The sequence below is a fragment of the Mycobacteroides salmoniphilum genome, assembly GCF_004924335.1.
In the GTDB taxonomy this organism is placed as follows: Bacteria; Actinomycetota; Actinomycetes; order Mycobacteriales; family Mycobacteriaceae; genus Mycobacterium; species Mycobacterium salmoniphilum.
Window position 1 is genome coordinate 3,925,156 of the sequence record NZ_CP024633.1, and the last position, 17,402, is coordinate 3,942,557.

Consider the following 17,402-nt stretch of genomic DNA (forward strand, 5'->3'; position numbering starts at 1 on the left):
GGCGATAACCGTGGCAAGTAAAACGCAGCCTGCGGCTATCAAGACTGATGGTCGCAAGCGCCGCTGGCATAAGCACAAGGTCGAACGACGCACCGAACTCGTGGACGGCACCCTCGATGCCATCAGGCACCGGGGGCGCGATATCAGCATGGATGAGATCGCCTCCGACATCGGCGTCTCCAAGACGGTGCTCTACCGGTACTTCGTCGATAAGAACGATCTGACGACCGCCGTCATGACACGGTTCGCGCAGACCACCCTCATTCCCAAGATGGCCATGGCCCTGTCGGCCCGGCTGGATGGCTACGACCTCACCCGCACCGCGATCAAGGTGTACGTCGAGACCGTGGCCGCCGAGCCCGAGATTTATCCGTTCGTCATGGCCAACAGCTCCACCAGCCGCAGCAAGGCCATCGCGGATTCCGAACGCATCATCGCCCGCATGCTCGCCCTCTCTCTGCGCCGCCAGATGTCCGAAGCGTCCATGGATACCCGCGGCGTGGAGCCATGGGCGTACATGATCGTCGGCGGCGTGCAGCTGGCCACCCACTCGTGGATGTCGCACCCTCGGATGAGCTCCGATGAACTCATCGATTACCTGACGATGATCTCCTGGAACGCGGTGCTGGGCATCGTGGGTGTAGGTGGATCCCGGGAGAAGTTCGTCGACATGCCACACCCGTCACCGGTTCCTCCTCCACCACAAGCGCGTCAAACCCACTCCGCGTAAGCCGACCTCGCTAGGGTCACAGGGCATGACCCCCAGGATCGACACGTCCGCACTGCGCTACCGACCCGGCCTGTTGTTCGCCGATGTCGATACCCGGTCCACACCCGGGTTCGACGGGTCGCGAGAGGACGGCGAAGCCCTGCAGGCCGAACTGTCCGAGCGCCTCGGGGGGCTACAAGAGATGCTGTACGCCAATGGGCGCAGCGGCGACCACCGCTCGGTGCTGCTGGTCCTGCAGGGCATGGATACCGCCGGCAAGGGAGGTATCGTCAAACATGTTGTGGGACAAGTTGATCCGCAAGGAATCGAACATGCGAGCTTCGGGGTTCCCACGGAGGAAGAACGTAAGCACCACTACCTGTGGCGCATTCGCAACGCATTGCCTGCAGGCGGGCAGCTCGGCGTCTTCGACCGTTCGCATTATGAGGACGTCCTGGTGGTGCGGGTGCACGACCTGGTGCCGCCGGAGGTCTGGGGCGCCCGCTATGACGAGATCAACGCCTTCGAGAAGGAGCTGACCGAGGCAGGGACGACAGTCCTCAAGGTCGCCCTCGTGGTATCACTCGACGAGCAGAAGGAGCGCCTCGCCGAGCGGCTGGACCGTCCGGACAAATACTGGAAGTTCAATCCCAACGACATCGACGAGCGTGCGTTCTGGTCCGCCTACCGGGACGCGTATCAAGCGGTGTTAGAGAAGACGAGCACCGAGTACGCGCCCTGGCACGTCATCCCGTGCGACCGAAAGTGGTACAGCAGGCTCGCGGTCACTGCACTTCTCGACGAAACACTGGACGGCCTAAATCTCTCGTGGCCACCCGCCGATTTCGATATCGAGGAACAGAAACGCCGCCTCGCGCAAGCGTGAGACGGCGTTGACCTGTTAAGTCTCGCTATTTGACGAGGGTGAACTGACCCACGTTGGTGATACCGCGGCGGAAGAAGTCCGCGCAACCGGTTAGGTAGCGCATGAAGCGGTCGTAAACCTCTTCGGACTGAATCCTGATGGCTTCCTCGCGGCGCTGTTCAAGATTCTGGGCCCAGATATCCAGAGTCTTCGCGTAGTGCGGCTGCAGCAAATGCGCACGCTCCAGCGTGAACCCGGAGCCAGCAGCTAGTTTCTCGATATCCTCAACCGCCGGCAACTGGCCACCGGGGAAGATCTCCTCACCGATGAACTTCATGAATTTCAAGTCACTAATGGTGAGTGGAATTCCATTTTCCCGGAAGAATTTCTGGGTGTGGGCCAGAATAGTGTGCAAAAGCATTCGACCATCATCGGGAAGAATGTCATATGCGCGTTCAAAAAAGATCGGGTACCGCTCTTGCTTGAATGCCTCGAATGCACCGATCGTGACAATTCGATCGACTTTATCGTTGAATTCTTCCCAGCCCTGCATGCGAATATCGGCGGTACGACCAGTCTCCCCGGCCACCTTCGCCAGGCGCGCGCGGCTGTACTCGCTCTGATTCTTACTCAAGGTAATACCGACGACGTTGACGTCGAACTTCCGCATGGCGCGCTCCAAGCAGGCGCCCCAACCACAGCCGATGTCCAGCAGGGTCATCCCCGGCTCGAGGTTGAGCTTGCCGAGCGCCAGGTCAAACTTCGCCAGCTGCGCCTCGGCAAGAGTCAGGTCGTCACGCTCGAAGTACGCGCAGGTGTAGCCCATGGTTTCTTCGTCAAGGAAAAGGCCATAAAATTCGTCCGAAATGTCGTATATGGACTGAGATTCCTCGTAGTACGGCTTCAGATCGGACATTTACTGCAGCACCTAATTCCCATCACATTTTGGCTACTTTGTACTGGCCCGCAGACTAGCACGGTCAACTGTGCCTATCTCTTAGGAACGGCCACCGGCCAGTCCAACTGCCCCAACAGCGCTCGAGCCGCCCCATCGACCAGTTCAGCATCCCCCGTGACCCCCAGAACGCGCAAGGTCGCATCGGCCAATGCCTCCGGAGCTATGGAATCACCGTCGGCGCGGAGCATGATCACCGACTCGACGAGCCGGAAGGGGAGGCGCTCCACCCCATGGCGGATCATCTCCGTACGGCACGCGGAGGCCGCCAGATCCTGATAGTGCGCGCGGAGCTGGTCTCGCTTGCGCCGGAACACGACGAATCGATCGGCACGCAGATCCGGTAATAGATAGAGAGCGCCCAGATTCCACCGGCTCGCCGCCAGCTGGGCGGCGTCGGCGAGCGCAAGGGCATAGAGGCGCACGACCGGAGGCTCCGGGCGATCGGCAATCAGCGCCGCGTAATGCAGCGGCTGGTCGATCGTCATCGCCAGCAGCGCATCGAGGATGTCGTCCTTGGTCTTGAAGTGGTAATAGAGCGAGGCCTGCTGCACGCCCACCGACTCGGCGATGCGCCGGGTAGTGGTTGCCGCGAACCCGTCGGTGGTGAACAACTCGGCCGAGGCATCGAGGATTTCGTCGCGCGTGGTGTTCCCCTCGCGAATGGGACTGATACGCCGCGGTCGCCCTGACATGGTGCCGACCCTTCCATGTACCCCTCGGCAACGCCCCGATTCCATCACCTGGTGAGCGTTTCGTCATCGCTCCGACATCTGCGCAACGACAATGTTACACCGCGCCCCCGTTCCGAAACGGCACTGTCACCCATGCGTACCGGTCGCCCGTCAGACTCATTACCTATCGCATGACAGATATTTCCTCCCACATAGACGTGGGTTTTTCCGACCACACAGGGCGCAAAACATGCTGCCCGAGGACCGACCAGGGAGTGCCCATGAACGCCCCAACGGCCACCCAATCCGCGGCTCGGTCCGCGGCGAGCATCGCCGGCTCCGACTCCGACGACCTTGCCGCGTTCGGCTACAAACCTCAGCTGCATCGCAGCCTTGGCAAATTCGCGTCCTTCGCGGCAGGATTCTCATTCGTCTCGATCCTGACGACAATCTTCCAGCTGTTCGCCTTCGGGTTCAGCTTCGGCGGCCCGGCCTTCTTCTGGACCTGGCCGATCGTCTTCGCCGGGCAGTACATGGTGGCTCTGAACTTCGCCGAGCTCGCCGCGCGTTATCCGATCTCCGGCGCCATCTATCAATGGTCGCGCCGACTCGGTGGAGCCGTGGTGGGCTGGTTCGCCGGCTGGTTCATGATCATCGCCCAGATTGTCACCGCGTCCGCGGCCGCGATCGCGCTGCAGGTGGTGCTGCCCACGGTCTGGACCGGATTTCAGCTGGTCGGTACCGATTCCTCGCTGACGAGTGTCAGCGGCGCGTCGAACGCCGTGCTGTTGGGATCGCTGCTGCTGGTCGTGACCACCGCCATCAACGCCGTCGGCGTCAACTGGATGTCCCGGATCAACTCCATCGGTGTCACCTGCGAAATCGTCGGCGTGATCGCCGTGGTCGGCATGCTCTTCGCCAGCGCCGAGCGCGGCCCCAGCGTGGTGCTGCACACCGGCGACGCCGGCAGCGGATATCCGTGGGCGTTCCTGGCGGCGGGGCTCATGGCCGCCTACGTGCTCGTCGGATTCGGGTCGGCCAGCGAGCTCGCCGAGGAGACCCGCAACCCGCGTCGGGTTGCCCCGCGCACCATCTTGTCCGCGATCGTGGTGTCGGCGATCGGCGGGGCACTGATGATCCTGGGCGCGCTGATGGCCGCCCCCAGCCTCACCGACGGTCAGCTGGCCACCGGCGGCCTTCCTTATGTATTGGACAGCAAGCTGGCGTCCCCGTTCGGCACCCTGCTGCTCATCGACGTCGCGATCGCGGTGTTCGTCTGCACCCTCGCCATCCAGACCGCGGCCTCCCGGCTGATGTTCTCGATGGCCCGCGATGGCAAGCTGCCGTTCTCCACAGTGCTCTCGCACGTGAACCCACGCACCGGTACACCGATCGCTCCGGCCGTGGTCGTCGGGGTCTGCTGCGTCTTGATCCTGGTGGTCAACTTCGGCAACGCCGCACTGTTTACCAGCCTGTGCAGCGTCTGTATCGCCCTGATCTACCTGGCCTACCTGATGGTCACCACGCCATTGTTGTTGCGCCGCCTAGGGATCGGCGGAAGCAAGTGGGACGCAAACGTGGGGCAGACCGATGCCGACGGGCGCAAGCTCTTCTCGCTCGGACGATTCGGGCTCCCCATCAATATCCTCGCCGTCGGCTATGGCGCCTTCATGGTCCTCAATCTGTCCTGGCCACGCTCGGCGGTTTTCGACCCGACGGGTGCACACCCCTATCTGGTGTGGATAGCCCCCATCTGCATCGCCGCGGTGCTCATCGCCGGGATCTTGGCCTATCCCCGGCGCGCCGATTCCACCACCAAGGAGACCTCCCAATGACGACCGCGACCACCAAGGGAGCGCGGGATCACGCCCGCTCGCAGGCCGGCCAGATCACCGACGCGATGCCGGTGCTCCCCGCGTCCAACTGGCCCTGGACCCCCGATGATGTCGATCCTCTGACACTCACCTGGGCCGAGACCATCCCCGGAGGCCGGTACGCCGGCAAGGTGCTCGGTCGCGGCACCCGGTTGCGGCTCACCGACGTCACCGGCTCCGCGTGCGTGAGCGTAGTGCTGCTGCGTGCCGACGCCCCATGGGAGCGACTCAACGTCGCCGACACCGTCAAGGTTCCATGGCAGGCCTATCTCGGCGCCGGGCATCCGCTGCTCTCGGATCAGGGTCGGGTGCTGGCCACCATCGTCGCCGACAGTTCCGGACATCACGACACCTTCTGCGGAACCAGTACGTTGACCGCGAACACCGCCAAATACGGTGCGGGTGATCTCTATTCAGCGAGCCCGGCCGGGCGCGAACTGTTCACGCTGGCGGCGGCCAAGCATGGGCTCGCCCTCCGCGATATCGGTCCATCGGTGTCGCTCTTCCACGGCGTCCGCGCCGAAGCCGACGGTACGCTGCGCAGCTCCGGCACCGCGGGGCCGGGGGCCGCGGTGGATCTGCTGATCCACCTACCGGTGATCGCCCTGCTGGTGAACACCGCGCATCCCCTCGACCCATCGGACACCTTTGACACCGGGCCCGTCCAGGTGCTGGCGTGGCCCGCGCTCGATGAGCTGGTCGACCTGCCCAACAAGGACCCGGAATATCAACGTGCCGTGCTCAATACCGAAGACGCCTGGGCCGCGGCACAGAATGGAGATTCCCTGTGACAAGCACGGTTCTCGACCAGGTAGTACCCGCCCGCGCACCCTGGAGCGCCGTGGTCGCCGCGGGAGATGTGTTGACCATCATCGACCTGTTGGGCAACCAGGCCGTCGACACCCTGTTGTATTCGGCGGCCGATACCGCGGTGCGCTACTCGGCGCAGGCGACCATCGCAGCACAAGGAAACCTGTTCCTGCGCAGCGGAACCGTACTGCGCGCCGAGGACGGCAGCCCGCTGATGACGATCGTCGAGGATGAGGTGGGCAGCCACGACACCATCGGCGGCGCGTGTTCCCAGGAATCGAACACCCTGCGCTACGGGCATCACACCAAACACCAACACGCATGCGTGGAGAACTTCCTGCTCGAAGGTGCCAAATGGGGCCTGGGTAAGCGAGACCTGGTGTCCAACATCAACTTCTATATGAATGTCCCGGTAGACGAGGACGGAACCCTCGGCATCGTTGACGGCCTCTCCGCACCGGGCAAGAAGATCAGGCTCCGGGCCGAGATCGACACCCTGGTGCTGGTGTCGAACTGCCCGCAGATCAACAATCCGTGCAACGGATTCGATCCCACGCCGGTGCGGATGACGGTGGAGAGCGCATGAGCACCATCTCAGTCACGGCGCCCGGCATGTTGACCACGGTGCAAGACTGGCCGGGACGCACCGGATACTGGCAGGTGGGCGTGCCCCCGTCCGGCCCGATGGACGACCTGTCATTCCGGCTGGGCAATCGTGCCGTCGGCAACCCCGAGGGCGCCCCGGGACTGGAGGCGACACTCGCCGGTCCCACACTGCATTTCACCGAAGCAACCCTGGTCTGTGTGACGGGCGCACCGGCACTGGTCACCGTCAACGGCCGACCGGTCCCCCAGTGGCGCGCCGTCACCGTTCCCGCTGAGGGCACGCTCGCCGTGGGCGCCGCCGCAGATACCGGGATGCGCATCTACGTGCTGATCGCCGGCGGGATCGAGGTTCCGCACTTCCTGGGCAGCGCCGCCACCTTCACCCTCGGCGGGTTCGGCGGTCCCGCGGGACGCGCCTTGGCCGCCGGCGACGCTCTCACTCTGGGCAGCTCTCATGACGCTGAGCCACAATGCATTCCCGGTGCGGCACAGCCGGCGATCGGTCACCATTGGGAGCTCGCGGTCACCGAGGGACCGCATGGCGCACCCGAGTTCTTCACCCGCGGCGATATCGACGAGCTGTTGTCCACGGACTACGAGGTCCACTTCAATTCCGATCGCACCGGAGTGCGCCTCATCGGACCCAAACCGCAGTGGGCACGCACCGACGGCGGCGAGGCGGGGCTACATCCGTCGAACATCCATGACAACGCGTATGCGATTGGTGCTCTGGACTTCACCGGCGATACTCCGATCTTGCTAGGCCCCGACGGCCCCAGCCTGGGCGGGTTCGTCTGCCCGGTTACGGTGGTCTCGGCCGACCGGTGGAAGCTGGGGCAGCTACGCGCGGGCGACACTCTGCGATTCGTCCGAATCGAAGCATCTCGGAGCGCCTCGCTGCGCTCGATCGGTATCGATCGCCGCGGGCACTGGCCCTCGGTGTTCTCCACCCGGGGCGATGGTGACGACGGCGTCCTGGCGTATCGGCCGACCCGAGACGACGCGCCCGCTGTGACATACCGCCGCAGCGGCGACGACAATGTCCTGGTTGAATACGGCGACCTCACACTGGATTTGGCGCTACGTGCGCGCGTCCACGCGTTACACCAACGACTGGAGGACACCCATACCTCCGGGATCGTCGATCTGACGCCGGGCATCCGGTCGCTACAGGTGCACTTCGATCCCGACAGGCTGCCCATGGGCAAGGTGCTGGGGCTGCTGGACGATATCGACGAACACCTTCCCGCTTCCGGCGAGCTCGTCGTGCCGAGTCGTCGGGTGGCCATGCCTCTTTCCTGGGACGATCCGTCCGCCCGCGAGGCCATGGAACGGTATCGCCTGGGTGTGCGCGCGGATGCCCCATGGATGCCCTGGAACATCGAATTCATCAGGCGCATCAATGGCTTGGGCACTGTTGACGAGGTGCATCGCACGGTCTACGACGCCTCGTATCTGGTGCTCGGCCTGGGCGATGTGTACCTCGGCGCGCCGGTGGCGACCCCGGTCGATCCCCGGCATCGGCTCGTCACCACCAAGTACAACCCCGCACGTACCTGGACACCGGAGAACGCTGTCGGCATCGGCGGGGCGTACCTGTGCATCTACGGCATGGAGGGCCCCGGCGGATACCAATTGGTCGGCCGGACCGTACAGGTCTGGAACCATCGGCATCCGGACAACGCCGGCGCTTTCGAACCCGGAACACCCTGGCTGCTGCGGTTCTTTGACCAGATCAGCTGGTACCCGGTGAGCGCCGAAGAGCTTCTTGAGCTACGCGATGAGCTCACCACCGGACGCGGGAGCGGCGGTGTCACGATCACTGAGGGTGAGTTCTCCATGGCGGAGTACTCGACATTCCTTGCCCAAAACGCGACGTCAATAGGCGAGTTCCGTGGCCTCCAACGCGCGGCATACGCGACGGAGCGGGAAGCATGGAGTACTGCGGGCGAATTCGCCCGGGTCTAGCAAGTGAGCGCCCCGAACCCCTCGCTCGCGAATACCGGGGCGTGTCACTTTGCTGTCTGAATTAACCACCCCTGGCGATCTTGGTCAAGAGAAATGGGCACACTGACATTTCCTGCGGCCATCAGGCGACGCTTTCGCCGAACGCGGCGAAGGCACGCCGCACGCACACAATCGGGCTGAGATTTGTGCGCACAACGTGCCCTCGCGCAGTTGGGTGGCTTATTTTGCGTTGTACTCGTAAAACCCGACACCGCTCTTCTTGCCGAGACGCCCGGCCTCGACCATCCGGAGTAACAGCGGCGGGGCCGCGTACAGCGGCTCCTTGTACTCGTCGTACATCGAGTCGGCGATGAGCTTCAAGGTGTCGAGACCAACGAGGTCCGACAGCCGCAGCGGGCCCATCGGGTGCGAAAGTCCCGCCACCACAGCCTTGTCGATGTCTTCGACTGTGGCAAAGCCGGATTCGGCCATCCGGATCGCCGCCAGCAGGTAAGGAACCAGCAAGAAATTGACCACGAAGCCGGAGCGGTCGGCGGCACGCACGACCTGCTTGCCCAGCACCTCGCTCGCGAAGGCCTCCGTGCGCGCGGCGGCCCCGGGCGTGGTGACCAGCGTCGAGATCAGCTCGACGAGCGGCAGCACGGGCACCGGGTTGAAGAAGTGCAGTCCCAGCACGCGCCCCGGATTTTTGGTTGCCGCAGCGATTTTCATGATCGGGATGCTGGAGGTGTTGGACGCGAGAACCGCGTCGGGATCGGTGATCACCTCGTCGAGCTTGGCGAAGATCGAGGCCTTGATGGACTCGTCCTCGATGACGGCCTCGACGACGAGCTGGCGATCGGAGAAGTCGGCCAGGTCAGTGGTGAACTTCAGGTTGGCGACGGCGGCATCGCGCTCACGCTCGGTGATCTTCCCGGCGGAGACGCCGCGGTCCAGTGACTTGACGATGCGGGCAGACCCCGCCTTCACCAGCTCCTCGGTGGTCTCGAAGACCAGCACGTCGACACCGGCACGTGCCGATACCTCGGCGATACCCGCGCCCATCTGTCCAGCGCCGATAACTCCTACCCGCGTGATTCCATCCGTCATCTTCGTACTACTCCCTGAACATCGTTGTTAGTTTTGGTCGTATCTGATGGTCTTCGCGCAAGCTGGGGGTACCTCCCGCTTGCGGGGGCCTCATCCATCCAGCACACAGGCCCCGCCCAACGGGATACGTGGGCGGGGCCTGTGCTGTCAACTCAGTGGGTCACACCGAGAGTCTTGACGTGGGCGCATTGCCCGGCTAGAGCAGGCGTGACTTAGTGGAACTGGCCCTCTTCGGTCGAGCCCTTCAGCGCCGCGGTCGAGGTGTTCGGGTCCACGGTGGTGGCGATCCGATCGAAGTAGCCGGCGCCGACCTCACGCTGGTGCTTGGTGGCGGTGTAACCACGGGCCTCGGCCGCGAACTCGCGCTCCTGCAGGTCGACGTAGGCCGTCATGCCCTCGCGGGCGTAGCCGTAGGCCAGGTCGAACATCGAGTAGTTCAGGGCGTGGAAGCCGGCCAGGGTGATGAACTGGAACGTGAAGCCCATGGCACCCAGTTCCTTCTGGAACTTGGCGATGGTCGAGTCGTCCAGCGCCTGCTTCCAGTTGAAGGACGGGCTGCAGTTGTAGGACAGCAGCTGGTCCGGGAACTCGGCCTTGACGGCTTCCGCGAACTTGCGGGCGACCGCGAGGTCCGGCACGCCGGTCTCCATCCAGATGAGGTCGGCGTACGGGGCGTAGGCCTTGGCACGCGCGATACAGGGCTCGATGCCCTTCTGCACGTTGTAGAAGCCCTCGGCGGTGCGCTCACCGGTGACGAAGGGCTGGTCGCGCTCGTCCACATCCGAGGTGATCAGGGTGGCGGCCTCGGCGTCGGTACGCGCGATGACGACGGTCGGGGTGTTCGCGACGTCGGCTGCCAGACGAGCCGAGGTCAGGGTGCGGACGTGCTGCTGGGTGGGGATCAGCACCTTGCCACCGAGGTGGCCGCACTTCTTCTCCGAGGCCAGCTGGTCTTCCCAGTGGGTACCGGCGGCACCCGCGGCGATCATGGCCTTCTGCAGCTCGTAGACGTTCAGCGCGCCACCGAAGCCGGCCTCACCGTCGGCGACGATCGGCACGAGCCAGTTGTCGATGCTGGTGTCGCCCTCGACGCGGGCGATCTCGTCGGCGCGCAGCAGGGCGTTGTTGATGCGGCGCACGACGGCCGGCACCGAGTTGGCCGGGTAGAGGCTCTGGTCCGGGTAGGTGTGGCCCGAGAGGTTGGCGTCGCCGGCGACCTGCCAGCCGGACAGGTAGATGGCCTTGAGGCCGGCACGGACCTGCTGCACGGCCATGTTGCCGGTCAGCGCGCCCAGCGCGTTGATGTAGGAGCCGTCGCCCTTGGTGACGCCTTCCCACAGGATTTCCGCGCCACGGCGCGCCAGGGTGTTCTCTTCGACGACGCTGCCCTGCAGCTCCTCGACCTGGGCTGCGGTGTAGTCGCGGGTGATGCCCTTCCAGCGGGGGTTGGTGTCCCAGTCCTGCTGGATTTCGGCCGCGGTGCGCGGCTTTCCGACGTTCGACATTGGTACTCCTTGCTATGACCCTGAGTTACGCGCCTCAGCGTTTTTCTGACCCTGACGGATTGTTAACGCTCAGGCACGTTCACTCTGTTGACTGTTACGACGATGTCACAGACCATATGCGCAGGTCCACCCGCTCCCAGTGCCAATTTTCGCTAGGGATTAACGGGCTTTTGCAAACTTTGCGAAGCGGCTAATCGTACGCTCGTACTGTTGCTACCGGTCGGTAACCAACAATCCCCTGTTCAGAACGCTCGTACTGTTAAACGACCGACGCCGTGTCTAGTTATCGAGCGAATATCGAGGCGAGGGCCTTCACCTCGTCGCCCACGACATATGTGAGCGTTGTAACACTGCGACCGGGGACGCCGAACGCGGTTCCGTCCTCGTAGACGTTGGTGATGATCTCGAGCTTGTCGCCGAGCGCTACCGCGGAGTCATGCTCGATGCTCACGCGATACGGGGCGGACAGCAGCTCAGGATGCCGCGAGAGATGGTCTTCCACGATGCTCCAGTAAACAGAGTTGTTCATGTGATCGAACAGGTCCATATCGGTGAATCGCACCGGGAAGTCCCGGATATCGGTCGCGGTATCCCGGCTACCGGGCTTGTTGTAGGGCTTCCACCGCAACCGGTCCACATCCGTCGTGGAGGCGACCGTAGCCAGGAAGTCGTCTTCGATACGGGCCGGCCCCTGGGTTTCACGGCTGACGTGAATCCAGAATGCCTCGGACTCCACCAGTCCCCCGTCCCGACCGTCGAGCCGCACCCGCATCTGGCACCACCGGTTGGACGTGGCCGAGCACCAACGGCGCAGCCACAGGGCCTCCCTGAACTCAATGGGCTTGATCACGTCGATCATGGTGCGGCGGACGACCCAGTGCGGGTGAGTCTCCTCGGCCTCCACCCCACGCAGGTGGTCCTGCCCGATGTCCTGAATATGCCGAGCGGCCCCGTCCAGCCGCAAACGCCCGCCGGAGTCGACGTCGGCGATGCGAACGGGCCAACGACCCTCGTAGACGTGGGGATGCGCGTGGGGCACGGGCATCATGTCTTTGTCGAGGCCGGTGCTCGGTTCGGTGCTCACGCCCCGATCATCACACATCAATCCTGCCTCGGTGCCGGATGGCGCATGCCGGAACGGCGGGTGCGGCAATACCTGCCACACCCGCCGAGACCGCTACAACCGCCCGGCGGTGAAATCCGACAACAGCTGCGGCACAGCCGAATCGAATCCCGATACATCCAGCTGACGTGGATCCGAGGGATTCGCAATCGAGTTGCTGGTACCGGTCATCCCGACCACCACCAGACGGGTGTCCAGCCCCATCTTCTGGCGGTATTCGGCGAGCGCCTGGTGCGGGTGAATGTCCCCATACCAGGTCTCGTTATCCGTGTAGAGGTGAATCGCATCGAACGCCAAGCGGTTCTTCAGCGCCCACACCATCGGCAGCGCACAGTCCGTGCCGCCCATGGGCAATCCGGCCGTGTACCTGCAGACATCGTCGAGCCGGCGCCGCGCCGTGATGTCCAGCCGCGTGATGCCCGGCTTGCGCCAGTTCGCACCGGCCGTGAAACCGATTGCCTGGTAATCGGTTTCGACATTGGCAGACACCAACGCCAGCGCAGCCGATGCCTCGCGGCAGGTCAGCGGCATTCCCGAGATCCGGCAGTCCATCGATCCCGAGATATCCAGCGCCAGCAGCACACGTCCACCGGAAGGCTCCACGGCGCCGTAGGCGGCGTAGGCGCCGTAGAACGCAGCATCCAGCGCATCCACAATCCGGGGCTCCGGAGTCCAGGTGCTGGCACCGCGGTCCGAACGCCCGGAGGCGTACGTCCGCGCGGCCACCAGGACGTTTACCGGATGCACCCGCGCCTTGCGCAGCCGCGCGGCATCATGGCTCTACCACGCTGAGCTACAGGACCCTTAAGGCCCTGACGGGATTCGAACCCGCGACCTATGAATTAACAGTTAACCGATCCACATCCGGCCCGCACCACCAATGTTCTGTTGTTAGTGCAGAACTGTACGGTCATTTCGCCTGCTGTCCAAGGGATTATTTGGCGAACTCGGCAAACCGGAAGTCAGCAAGGGCACATCACGGATGCCGGGGCGGCCCTCACAGGTTCTCATCGTCGGTCGCCTGATCCGCTCGGCGTGTCACACCGTATTTGATTGGTACCCAATCGGTCTCACGATGTTCGCAGCGTGATCTCACCACAATCCGATCGTGGTGACCATACGATCGTCTGGTGGTAACCAGCCGGCCGGACCCCGACAGCGGAGTCGCCCAGGCCCTGCTCGCAGCCGCCGGTCTGTTGTTCACGATCGCCATCGGCGGGCTCGTGATCAGTGGGCACACCATGGTCCGGTTCTCTTCGGACGAGGCCGCCGAGCCCTATCCGCTGTGGATGCCGTTGACCTCGTCCCTGATGGTGCTGCTGCTCACCCGCCTGGTGCCCATGCGCCTGGCGGCGATCGACCCGCTCGCCGACATCGGTAGAGAGCGCCTCACCCGCGAAGTGCGGGTACTGGTGTGTGCCGCCCTCGCGTTCCCCGTCCTGGTCGTCGCGGCAGCGGTCACCGAAATACCACGGGATGCCGTGTACAGCCCGATCAAGGTGTTGATGTTCCTGGTGATTCCGCTGCTGGCCTTCCGCGTCTTCCGGGGCGGTGTGCCACAGGGACCGAAGGCGCGGTGGACCTCTCCGCTGGACCGCACCCGCCTGCTGGCGCCGATAGTCCCGGTTGTCGCGTGGATCGCGTTGGCTCGACTCGGGCCCCTCGCACCGCCCGCTACCTCCCTGGCGAGCCTGCCCGATCCCGTGACCATCGCCGTGGCCTCGCTGATCACACTGCTGACGGCGGGCGTGCTCGAGGAGGTGTTCTACCGCGGGTTCCTGCAGACCCGGCTGGAATCACTGGTTGGCCGTTGGCCGGCCATCGCTACGTCGTCAGTGCTCTTCGCCGCGATGCACATCGCCTCACACGTGCGGGCCGACACCGTGGCCGTGGACCTCGCGACGATCGTGGCGGTCCAAGGAACGTTCGGCGTGATGCAGGGCTACCTATGGAGCCGGTATCGAAACATCTGGGCGCCGATAGCCATTCACATCGCCGTCAACTTGATCTACCTCGACATGCTCATCAGCTGATGACCGCTCCCGCACCGAGAGGCACATCACCGCGGCAATGACGCAGAGCCCGGCAGCGAGCCGGAATGCGTTGTCGTAGTTGCCCTGCTGGTCGCGCAGCCATCCCGCACCCGCCGCCGCGATGGCCGCCCCGATCTGATGCGAGGCGAAGACCCACCCGAACACCACGGGTGTGCGTTCACCAAAGTAGTTACGGCACAGCGCGATGGTGGGCGGCACGGTGGCCACCCAATCCAGTCCGTAGAAGATGATGAACACCCATGTAGAGGGCTCAGCGCGAGGAGAGAGCAAGGCCGGCAACAGCATCAGCGAAAGACCGCGCCCAAAGTAGTAGATACCCAACAGGATGCGCGCATCGACCCGGTCGGTGAGCCATCCGGAGAACACCGTTCCCGCGACGTCGAAGACCCCGATCAGCGCCAGCAGGCTTGCGGCCATGGTGGTCGGCATCCCGTGGTCGTGTGCCGCAGGAATGAAGTGGGTGCCGATCAATCCGTTGGTGGTCATTCCGCAGATCGCGAAACTGCCCGCCAACAGCCAGAAGACTGGTTGCCGCGCACCGATGAGCAGCCCTTCGAACGCCGCACCGAAACCCCCGGATGCAGCCCCCGGTTCGTCGGTATCGGCACCCAACGGGCCAACTCCCTTATCGGCAGGCCGGTTTCGCATGAACAGCACCACCAGCGGAACCACGGAAACTGCCGACGCAGCAACGATCACCGCGGCCCACCGCCAGCCGTACGCGCCACTCACCACCGCCACCAACGGCAGGAAGATGAGCTGGCCGGTGGCGCTGGCAGCCGTCAATATGCCCGTGACCAATCCCCGGCGCGCGATGAACCACCGGGTCGCGACGGTGGCCACGAATCCCATCGAGATCGACCCGGTACCGACACCCACCAGCACACCCCAGAGCAGCAACAACTGCCAGGACGCGGTCATGAATACGCTCAGGAAGGTGCCCGCCGCGATCAGCGTGAGCGCCACCGCCAGCACCGGACGCACTCCGAACCTGTCCATCAGCGCGGCCGCGAACGGCGCGGTCAGCCCGAACAGCGTCATGTTGATCGACATCGCCAGCCCGATGGTGCCGTGCGACCAGCCGAACTCGGAGTGCAGCGGGTCCATCAGAACGCCTGGGACGGATCGGAACCCGGCCGCGGCGAGTACCGCGACAAAGGCCACCACGGCGATGATCCAGGCGGGGTGAACCCGGCGGCGGCCGGGCGTCTTGGGCACCAGGGACTGCGTCACCTGCCCAGACTGACCGATAAGGCACCGTCCCACAATTGGCATAAATGCCAATAGGTGTAAAGATCATGCCATGGTACATACGGTGGCCGTCCTGATGCTGGAGCCGCTGATCGGGTTCGACGCGACCATTCCGTCGCTGATGTTCGGCCAGGCCGGCACCGACCGCTACCGGGTCATCACGTGCGGATTGTCCAGTGCCCCGGTCAAGACCACCTCGGGGTACGCGATCACCCCGCAGGAGGGGCCGGCCGCGCTGCGCCGTGCGGACACGGTCGTCGTCCCCGGCACCCAGTACCCGCCGGCGCGGCTTCGGGGCGAGCTGGCCGGGGAACTCCGCGCCGCACTCGACACCATCAGGCCGGGCACCCGTATCGTCTCCATCTGCACCGGGGCCTTTGTGCTGGGTGCCGCGGGACTGCTCGACGGCCGCCGCGCCACCACCCATTGGCACAAGGCGGACGATTTTCGTGCGCTGTACCCGCGCGTGCTGCTCGATGAGACGGTCCTGTTCGTCGACGACGGCGACGTTCTGACGTCGGCGGGGCTGGCCTCGGGAATCGACTTGTGCCTGCACATTATTCGACAAGACCACGGCACGACGGCGGCCAACGATGTGGCCCGGTATTGCGTGGTACCGCCGTGGAGGGAGGGCGGCCAGGCACAGTTCATCGACCGTCCGCTCCCCGAATGCACCGGGGAATCAACGGCATCCGCCCGCAACTGGGCCCTGGAGAACCTCACCGAACCGTTGACGGTGCGGCAGCTGGCCGACTATTCCCGGATGAGCATGCGGACCTTCAATCGGCGTTTCCGCGACGAGACCGGGCTCTCCCCCGGCGACTGGGTGCGGCAGCAGCGCGTCGAATGCGCACGGGCGCTCCTGGAATCACACGATCTTGCCGTGGACGAGGTGGCTCGGCGGTCGGGCCTCGGCTCGGCCGCCAATCTGCGGCATCACCTGCGCCGTGGGTTCGGCATGAGTCCTACCCACTACCGAAAAACGTTCCGGGGCAGTTGACTCGGCTAGACGATGCCTATACCCGTCAGCACTTGCCAGATCCCGACCACCGCGAAAAGGACGAGCAGCACCACTTGCCGGTGGGCAAGTGCCCAGTTGTGAATCGGTTCGAGTATCGCCTGGGTTCTCGACGGAGCGATCACGTAGCTGATGAGCGCTACCTCGAACACGGCAAGCATCGCGAAGACGAAAACCACGGCAGCGAGAATCTGTGTGCCCATCGCGGTTCCCGACCCGACGATGATGGTGTCGACCAGGAGAACCAGTGGAGGCGGAGGCATGTATCCGATGCCGAGCACCAGCGCGACCCACAGCGCCCCGTTCTCCCAGGCGCCCTTGCCGTGATGGAAAAGGCGTCGAAGCTTCGTCACCACAACGGCGATCGCACCCCTGACACGGCCAACCGACCGGGGTTCGGCCGTCGGCGTCTCCGGATCTAGTACCAAAACCGACGAATCCCCACCCGCGCCGGCGGCCACAGGCTGATTCTCTCGCTTACGCGACCGAAGACGCACCGCGATCACCACGGCCAGCACGATGCACAGCACGCCGGTTCCCAATTGGAGAGGTTTGACGGACGAGCCCGGGTCTGCCGTCGCAAGGTTCTTCGCGAAGGACGCAAAACTCGGCACCATATGCAAGGCGAAAAGCGCTATCACAAAGGACGGCACATTCACCATCAGCGCACCGACCCAGAAGGCCAGGAGGTTTTGCACCGGCCGAGGCCGCGAGATGACCACCAGGATCAGGCCGAGTAGCACCGGATTGAGTGACATCAAAAATGCCAACCCCAACAGTTCGCGCCACATATCGATAACCCTACTCTGTTTGCTCACGAATGGCAGCGCCAGCCGTGAGGCAACGAATTGCGCTGGCTACATTAGTGAGATGGCTAATCATGCGGGCAGACGACAGCCCA

At 64.2% G+C, this 17,402-nt stretch carries 16 protein-coding genes; 8 read left to right on the top strand and 8 right to left on the bottom strand.

Features of this window, described 5'->3' with window-relative positions; all coding sequences use genetic code 11:
• The first annotated feature begins 10 nt into the window (after positions 1 to 10).
• Together DSM43276_RS19630 and DSM43276_RS19635 are read left to right on the top strand one after the other, a co-directional pair.
• Positions 11 to 730: a TetR/AcrR family transcriptional regulator gene (locus DSM43276_RS19630; RefSeq protein ID WP_078323250.1), complete on the top strand. Its 720-nt coding sequence runs from the start codon at positions 11 to 13 to the stop codon at positions 728 to 730.
• A 25-nt stretch (positions 731 to 755) separates the two neighbouring features.
• Complete coding sequence (locus DSM43276_RS19635; RefSeq protein WP_078327980.1) at positions 756 to 1,595, top strand: polyphosphate kinase 2 family protein; 840 nt, start codon at positions 756 to 758, stop codon at positions 1,593 to 1,595.
• 25 nt (positions 1,596 to 1,620) lie between these two features.
• Here DSM43276_RS19635 and DSM43276_RS19640 read toward each other — a convergent pair whose 3' ends face one another.
• Positions 1,621 to 2,490, bottom strand: a complete 870-nt coding sequence (locus DSM43276_RS19640) for a cyclopropane mycolic acid synthase family methyltransferase (protein WP_078327981.1) — start codon at positions 2,488 to 2,490, stop codon at positions 1,621 to 1,623.
• Positions 2,491 to 2,564: 74 nt separating this feature from the next.
• A complete protein-coding gene (locus tag DSM43276_RS19645) occupies positions 2,565 to 3,224 on the bottom strand; it encodes a helix-turn-helix domain-containing protein (RefSeq protein ID WP_078327983.1) in 660 nt (219 codons plus the stop codon).
• A 260-nt stretch (positions 3,225 to 3,484) separates the two neighbouring features.
• Between DSM43276_RS19645 and DSM43276_RS19650 the strand changes: the two genes are divergently transcribed.
• Genes DSM43276_RS19650 through DSM43276_RS19665 form a run of 4 tightly spaced genes read left to right on the top strand, consistent with a single transcriptional unit; the run spans position 3,485 to position 8,461 of the window.
• Positions 3,485 to 5,038: an amino acid permease gene (locus tag DSM43276_RS19650; protein ID WP_078327984.1), complete on the top strand. Its 1,554-nt coding sequence runs from the start codon at positions 3,485 to 3,487 to the stop codon at positions 5,036 to 5,038.
• A complete protein-coding gene (locus DSM43276_RS19655; RefSeq protein WP_078327986.1) occupies positions 5,035 to 5,868 on the top strand; it encodes an urea amidolyase associated protein UAAP1 in 834 nt (277 codons plus the stop codon). The genes DSM43276_RS19650 and DSM43276_RS19655 overlap by 4 nt, the downstream gene beginning before the upstream one ends.
• Positions 5,865 to 6,473 (top strand): urea amidolyase associated protein UAAP2, encoded by a 609-nt coding sequence (locus DSM43276_RS19660; RefSeq protein ID WP_078327987.1) that lies wholly within the window; start codon positions 5,865 to 5,867, stop codon positions 6,471 to 6,473. The genes DSM43276_RS19655 and DSM43276_RS19660 overlap by 4 nt, the downstream gene beginning before the upstream one ends.
• Before the next feature lie 26 nt (positions 6,474 to 6,499).
• Positions 6,500 to 8,461 (top strand): 5-oxoprolinase/urea amidolyase family protein, encoded by a 1,962-nt coding sequence (locus DSM43276_RS19665; RefSeq protein ID WP_234802937.1) that lies wholly within the window; start codon positions 6,500 to 6,502, stop codon positions 8,459 to 8,461.
• 219 nt (positions 8,462 to 8,680) lie between these two features.
• Here DSM43276_RS19665 and DSM43276_RS19670 read toward each other — a convergent pair whose 3' ends face one another.
• From DSM43276_RS19670 to DSM43276_RS19685, 4 genes are all read right to left on the bottom strand, one after another.
• Positions 8,681 to 9,550 carry a 3-hydroxybutyryl-CoA dehydrogenase gene (locus DSM43276_RS19670; protein ID WP_078327989.1) on the bottom strand — a complete coding sequence of 290 codons (870 nt, stop codon included), beginning with the start codon at positions 9,548 to 9,550 and terminating at the stop codon, positions 8,681 to 8,683.
• 212 nt (positions 9,551 to 9,762) lie between these two features.
• Positions 9,763 to 11,055 carry an isocitrate lyase gene (aceA, locus tag DSM43276_RS19675; RefSeq protein WP_078327990.1) on the bottom strand — a complete coding sequence of 431 codons (1,293 nt, stop codon included), beginning with the start codon at positions 11,053 to 11,055 and terminating at the stop codon, positions 9,763 to 9,765.
• A 283-nt stretch (positions 11,056 to 11,338) separates the two neighbouring features.
• Positions 11,339 to 12,157 (bottom strand): acyl-[acyl-carrier-protein] thioesterase, encoded by an 819-nt coding sequence (locus tag DSM43276_RS19680; protein ID WP_078327991.1) that lies wholly within the window; start codon positions 12,155 to 12,157, stop codon positions 11,339 to 11,341.
• A 75-nt stretch (positions 12,158 to 12,232) separates the two neighbouring features.
• The gene (locus DSM43276_RS19685) at positions 12,233 to 12,925 is read right to left on the bottom strand and encodes a hypothetical protein (protein WP_157896007.1); all 693 of its coding nucleotides are present in this window, start codon (positions 12,923 to 12,925) and stop codon (positions 12,233 to 12,235) included.
• 383 nt (positions 12,926 to 13,308) lie between these two features.
• Here DSM43276_RS19685 and DSM43276_RS19690 point away from each other — a divergent pair, with 383 nt between their 5' ends.
• A complete protein-coding gene (locus DSM43276_RS19690) occupies positions 13,309 to 14,211 on the top strand; it encodes a CPBP family intramembrane glutamic endopeptidase (protein WP_136629128.1) in 903 nt (300 codons plus the stop codon).
• Here DSM43276_RS19690 and DSM43276_RS19695 read toward each other — a convergent pair.
• A complete protein-coding gene (locus tag DSM43276_RS19695) occupies positions 14,125 to 15,507 on the bottom strand; it encodes an MFS transporter (protein WP_078328039.1) in 1,383 nt (460 codons plus the stop codon). The genes DSM43276_RS19690 and DSM43276_RS19695 overlap by 87 nt on opposite strands.
• Before the next feature lie 28 nt (positions 15,508 to 15,535).
• Between DSM43276_RS19695 and DSM43276_RS19700 the strand changes: the two genes are divergently transcribed.
• Positions 15,536 to 16,483 carry a GlxA family transcriptional regulator gene (locus tag DSM43276_RS19700; RefSeq protein ID WP_078328040.1) on the top strand — a complete coding sequence of 316 codons (948 nt, stop codon included), beginning with the start codon at positions 15,536 to 15,538 and terminating at the stop codon, positions 16,481 to 16,483.
• Between the two features lie 5 nt (positions 16,484 to 16,488).
• Here DSM43276_RS19700 and DSM43276_RS19705 read toward each other — a convergent pair whose 3' ends face one another.
• Positions 16,489 to 17,292 (bottom strand): GAP family protein, encoded by an 804-nt coding sequence (locus DSM43276_RS19705; protein ID WP_078328041.1) that lies wholly within the window; start codon positions 17,290 to 17,292, stop codon positions 16,489 to 16,491.
• Positions 17,293 to 17,402: the final 110 nt, after the last annotated feature.

Excerpts from the sequence above, each read along its gene's own strand:
- DSM43276_RS19635 (WP_078327980.1), top strand. The coding sequence starts at position 756 with ATGACCCCCAGGATCGACACGTCCGCACTGCGCTACCGACCCGGCCTG.
- DSM43276_RS19640 (WP_078327981.1), bottom strand. The coding sequence starts at position 2,490 with ATGTCCGATCTGAAGCCGTACTACGAGGAATCTCAGTCCATATACGAC.
- DSM43276_RS19645 (WP_078327983.1), bottom strand. The coding sequence starts at position 3,224 with ATGTCAGGGCGACCGCGGCGTATCAGTCCCATTCGCGAGGGGAACACC.
- DSM43276_RS19650 (WP_078327984.1), top strand. The coding sequence starts at position 3,485 with ATGAACGCCCCAACGGCCACCCAATCCGCGGCTCGGTCCGCGGCGAGC.
- DSM43276_RS19655 (WP_078327986.1), top strand. The coding sequence starts at position 5,035 with ATGACGACCGCGACCACCAAGGGAGCGCGGGATCACGCCCGCTCGCAG.
- DSM43276_RS19665 (WP_234802937.1), top strand. The coding sequence starts at position 6,500 with ATGTTGACCACGGTGCAAGACTGGCCGGGACGCACCGGATACTGGCAG.
- DSM43276_RS19670 (WP_078327989.1), bottom strand. The coding sequence starts at position 9,550 with ATGACGGATGGAATCACGCGGGTAGGAGTTATCGGCGCTGGACAGATG.
- aceA (WP_078327990.1), bottom strand. The coding sequence starts at position 11,055 with ATGTCGAACGTCGGAAAGCCGCGCACCGCGGCCGAAATCCAGCAGGAC.
- DSM43276_RS19680 (WP_078327991.1), bottom strand. The coding sequence starts at position 12,157 with ATGTGTGATGATCGGGGCGTGAGCACCGAACCGAGCACCGGCCTCGAC.
- DSM43276_RS19695 (WP_078328039.1), bottom strand. The coding sequence starts at position 15,507 with ATGCCAATTGTGGGACGGTGCCTTATCGGTCAGTCTGGGCAGGTGACG.
- DSM43276_RS19700 (WP_078328040.1), top strand. The coding sequence starts at position 15,536 with ATGGTACATACGGTGGCCGTCCTGATGCTGGAGCCGCTGATCGGGTTC.
- DSM43276_RS19705 (WP_078328041.1), bottom strand. The coding sequence starts at position 17,292 with ATGTGGCGCGAACTGTTGGGGTTGGCATTTTTGATGTCACTCAATCCG.